The 2,410-nt window shown below is 42.1% G+C and carries 3 protein-coding genes; 2 read left to right on the top strand and 1 reads right to left on the bottom strand.

Features of this window, described 5'->3' with window-relative positions:
* Nucleotides 1-108 precede the first annotated feature (108 nt).
* Entirely contained in the window at nucleotides 109-468 is a 360-nt protein-coding gene (gene rsfS, locus AC1DVB_RS26625) for a ribosome silencing factor (protein ID WP_477591801.1), read from the top strand.
* On the top strand, nucleotides 465-1,208 hold the full coding sequence (locus tag AC1DVB_RS26620) for a class I SAM-dependent DNA methyltransferase (RefSeq protein ID WP_057278859.1): 744 nt from the start codon (nucleotides 465-467) through the stop codon (nucleotides 1,206-1,208). The genes rsfS and AC1DVB_RS26620 overlap by 4 nt, the downstream gene beginning before the upstream one ends.
* Before the next feature lie 98 nt (nucleotides 1,209-1,306).
* Here the strand turns inward: AC1DVB_RS26620 and comER are convergent, their stop codons facing one another.
* Nucleotides 1,307-2,137 (bottom strand): late competence protein ComER, encoded by an 831-nt coding sequence (comER, locus tag AC1DVB_RS26615; protein ID WP_284145139.1) that lies wholly within the window; start codon nucleotides 2,135-2,137, stop codon nucleotides 1,307-1,309.
* Nucleotides 2,138-2,410 lie beyond the last annotated feature (273 nt).

Genomic DNA, 2,410 nt, shown 5'->3' with positions numbered 1-2,410 from the left:
GGCTTTAAGGAATACAGTTGTTTTTTTAATGAAAAGAAATCAGGCAATTTACCCTGACACATTTAAGACATATAATGATTTGATYATGAATTTGAAGGAGAAGATGTAATGACTGAACGTGAACTTCTTGTAATTGCAGCAAAAGCGGCGGATGATAAAAGAGCGGAGGATATCGTGGCATTGAACATGCAAGGTATTTCCCTTGTAGCGGATTACTTTTTKATCTGCCACGGTAATTCTGAAAAACAAGTACAAGCAATAGCTCGTGAAATGAAGAGCAAAGCTGATGAATCCGGAATCAATGTAAAGCGTCTTGAAGGTTTTGACGAGGCGAAATGGGTGCTTGTGGATCTTGGCGATGTAGTGGCCCACATTTTCCATAAAGATGAAAGAAACTATTATAACCTTGAACGTCTATGGGGAGATGCACCTTTTGAAGATCTAGAGAGTGAACTGACTTCTTCATGACTTACGAACGCTTTGCCTATGTATACGATGAATTGATGAAGGACGCACCTTATGAAAAATGGCTGATGATCCTTACGGCGAAGCTGGAACAGTATGGAATTGGTGGAAGGAAAGTCCTGGATTTGGCATGTGGAACCGGGGAAATGACCGTTGAATTGGCGCAGCACGGATTCGAAGTCACCGGCGTGGATTTATCTGATGAAATGCTTCTTGTAGCTAATGAAAAAGCGGTTAAGCTTGGATTATCGATTCCGCTTTTCCAGCAGAATATGGCAGAACTCGAAGGACTTGGCCAATTTGATTGTGTCACGATTTTTTGTGATTCGCTGAACTACCTTCGTGACGAAGAGGATATCGTCAAGACGTTCAGCCGGGTTCATGAGCATTTGAAGGATGGCGGATTATTCATGTTTGATATCCATTCCCTTTATAAAATGGAAGAAATCTTTAGTGATCATACGTTTGCTGTCAATGGTGAAGAAGTATCCTATATATGGGATTGCTTCCCGGGTGAAGAACCTTACAGTGTGGAACATGATTTAAGTTTTTTCGTAAGGGATGATGAAAGCGGTCTTTATGACCGTTTTGATGAGTTGCATTATCAACGGACCTATCCGGTTGAACAATATAAAAAGTGGCTGGAGCAAGCAGGTTTCACGGTTTCAGAAATTCTGGCGGATCTTGAAGAAGCACCGCTTGTAACGGAAACCGAAAGAATCTTGTTTGTAGCCAGTAAATGATAAAGAGGTCAAGATCTCCGTTCGTACAAGGACGATTGGAGGTCTGACCTCTTCTTTTTTTTTACTTTTAGAAGGAATTCAGATCTTGATTACGAATATTAATAAGGATGGCCGAACTGTTTTTCAACTTCGTGAAGATCCTCTGCAAACTTTTCATGTGTCGCCTGAAAAAGATGATGGAACATTTCCCCGGTTTCAGCTTCTAAAACCTTGATCCCCTCACCTGTTATTCCACCTTTTACACAAACCTTTTCCTGTAAGGTCGGCAATGTATAAACCCCTTTACCGAGCAATTCCCCTAAGCCAACCAGCATATTCTCAGTCAAAGTCGTAGCCGTTTCTTTATCTATCTTCGTCGTTTGGCAAGCCGCGTCAATGAAAGCTTGAGCTAAATAGCTGAAGAAGGCAGGGCCGCAGCTGACAATATCGGAAGCTACCCGTGTGATATCATTTTCAATGATGACCGGTGCCGATATGGCGGAGGCCAAATCAAATAAAGCTGACACTTTCTCCTTACTGCAGCTCTCGCTGAAACTCAGTAACGATACGCCTGAACCCACACGGTTCGTTATGCTCGGGATAAAGCGGGCACAGGGTGCATTCACTGCCGATTCGAGCTGGGAGACGGAAACCGGGCTTGTGATGGAAATAACCAGCTGATCCCTTTTTATATGCTGTTTGATGCCTTGTAATAGGCTGTTAATTTGCAATGGTTTTACACAGAGAAAGATAAAGTCCGCTTGTTCGACGATTTCGGTTGCGCTTTCCGCAACCTTGATACCCGGATGTTTCTCTTTCAGCACCAATGCTTTGGAAAGTGTGCGATTTGTAATGATTAAATCTGCCGGATTCAATATTTTTGCCTCCAGCCATGCCTCGATTAAAATGGTACCCATATTTCCGGTTCCGATAACACCGATTTTCTTCAATTCCGATCAACTCCTCTCACTTAAAGCGATTGATTCTCCTAAAAACACTATGTATTTTTAATCTGTCCTATGACAATGTATCGTGCGAAATCCAATAAGGAGGTAAAGAAATGGAAGGGATTTTAAAAAGGAAAATGACGATGATTACCGTTGCCGTGGCATTTGTGGCAGGGGGCATTTACTTTTTTTCTCAACAAGGGGAGGATCCGGCTGAAACGGAAGATATATTTTCGATTACTGCAAAAGAAGCTGAAATGGAACAAAGTATAAATG

The sequence above is a fragment of the Peribacillus sp. P4_D6 genome (genome assembly GCF_056401795.1).
Note: the sequence above shows the minus strand (reverse complement) of the source record. Positions and strands in the feature narration are given on the sequence as shown.